Annotated in this window: 1 protein-coding gene and 1 pseudogene; one reads left to right on the top strand and one right to left on the bottom strand. The window is 49.6% G+C overall.

What is annotated here, in order from left to right; translation table 11 throughout:
* Positions 1-555: 555 nt before the first annotated feature.
* A complete protein-coding gene (locus AC1DUA_RS34270; RefSeq protein WP_477503991.1) occupies positions 556-1,524 on the bottom strand; it encodes a serine hydrolase domain-containing protein in 969 nt (322 codons plus the stop codon).
* A 130-nt stretch (positions 1,525-1,654) separates the two neighbouring features.
* On the opposite strand from AC1DUA_RS34270, the pseudogene AC1DUA_RS34275 reads away from it, so the two are divergent.
* A pseudogene (locus AC1DUA_RS34275) lies at positions 1,655-2,326 on the top strand (hypothetical protein); the annotation flags it as partial.

Here is a 2,326-nt window from a genome sequence, read left to right on the forward strand (position 1 = left end):
CTATAAGAGAGTGATAAATGATACTTTCGGAACAGCAGGAATTCAATGATTTCTTGGTTATAGGGGGAGTGGGTCACTTTTTAAAAGTGTTTAATCAATAAAGCATAATAAATTGTTTTGGAAGCGAATTTAGTGAAATTCATTGTTTCTGCAAGTGTTATTGTGTTTAATGAAAATAACGAAATTCTATCATGACGGAATGGTCCTTTACATAACATCTGGATCGAATGATTATTTTAAAGAAAATGTTCTTCCTCGATTGCAGAATATATTAGTCGATAAGCTCGAAATTGTACGCGGAAGAGCTGCAGCAAATCCGTGCTAAACAGCATGCAGTCAAGCTCAATACGGGCTATTATGGCGAATGAGCCATTCACCGCAAACTGACGGAGCTGGCGACTGGAAAGCCATATGTAATCAGATTGAAATCGCCGGGATCACCAGATCGAAGAATCAATGAGGATATGAACGAAAGGCTTCTCCAATCACTGTCACAGCAAATGGGATAAACGAAAAAGCAGTCCAAGCTGAGGGAATCAGCTGTGGACTGCTTTTTCATTTCAAGCACGCTTGCGCGGCGAGCATCGGCGCAATATGATTGCGGAACACAAGGAGCGGAATCTTGCTCTTCTTCCGCTCATCATGCGTTAACACGACGACGGTGTCCAGTCGTGGAATGATGTAAATCGCCTGACCGCCGAAGCCGTAGGCGTTGTAGTAGTCCATTGGTGGCGAAGAGGGAGAGGCTGCGTTCGCGTCAGCCTCATACGTATCGACCCACCAATGCCAGCCGTAGAAGCCGCGGCGCGGCGGTGCCGGCGCGGCCGGGATGGCGGGAGCGCTGGAGCTGGCGACCAGCGCCTTTGAGATGAGGGGCTTGTGCTCCCACAAGCCCTCCTGCAAGAAGAGCCGGCCGAATTTCAGCATATCGGCAGGCCGGAGCTGGAGACCGAATCCGCYGGTATGAATACCTTGCGGGTCGGTCTCCCAGGCGTAGTCCGCGATGCCAAGTGGACCGAAAAGCTGTTGCTCCGCATACTGGGCAACTGGCATGCCTGTAACTTGGGCTAAAATCGCAGCAAGCAGCTGGGAATTGCCGGAGTTGTATTCCATGCGGGTGCCAGGTGCTTCCGACAGCGGCTGTGCCAGGACGAAGTCGACCCAATTGGACGTTCTGGTCATCTGCGGGAACGAATTCTGACCGCCAAATTCGGTCCAGTCCATGCCGGAGGTCATCGTGAGCAGGTGCCGGATTATCATTTCCCGCTTCCGCGGATCAGCGTCTTGAAGAAGCTGAGGGAAGAATGCTGAAACCGGCGTTTCGGGCTCGGGCAGCAACCCTTGATCCATGGCGATGCAGATCAGCGCCGAGAGAACACTTTTTGTGCAAGAATTAATGCGCGTTATTTCGGTTTCTTTTTGATCGTCGCGATAATGTTCAAAGATTCGTTCACCGCGTTGTTCGATGAGGCAGCTTGCTAAATGCAGCGGTGCGAGCGCGGCAGCCATCTGTTCCAATCTCATGCCATCCGTCCTTTAATTACCTTTTGAGTGAAATGCAGCGTGTGTTACACTAGGGCTAACTATGGTTTCCTACGATTATACCATCCCGCCATGCAGTCAGGAAAAGATTGCGATAGGAGTTCTTTAGCTAATGAGCATGAAGCGAAACTTTTTGTTGATTCCCCTTGCCTTCGTCATGACACTTTCAGCTTGTGAAGCTTTGCCTGTATTCGGAAAAGAAAAGCTTGCCCGCAAGCCCATCTCTGGTTATGGCCAGCTTGTGCCCGTCACCGAGCAGCGTAATGCGCTTCAGCATTTTATAACAGAAACATTAACCGGACCTCATGGTACGTATACCAACTTGCAAGAGACCGATCAGAACAGCGAAGTCGCAACCGGGCATGAAGTACTTAGCGAGTCAGCCGGACTGCTCATGCGTTATTATGCCTTAACCGGGCAAAAGGATAAGTTTGAAGCCCAGTGGCAGCTTGCCAAACGCACGTTTGATGCGCCATCCGGTCTTAGCTACCGGTACAGCCCCAAGCTGAATAAAAAATTCACCGTTAACGCTACAGTGGACGACTTTCGAATCCTTCGCGCGCTGGACGAGGCGGGGAAAGCATTTCAGACAGACGATTATAAGAAGGACTTGGCGTACTACGGAGTTAAATTATATACCTATAACGTTTCTGAGAGCCGTCTGCGTGATTTCTATGACGAGACTTATACGATGACGAATTCATTTATTACGTTGTGCTACATAGATGTTGCTTCTATGGAGCTGCTTCCCGTTTCGGACCGGAAGAAGCGTGCGCTTGAAACG

This window comes from Paenibacillus sp. 01T422 (assembly GCF_056398785.1).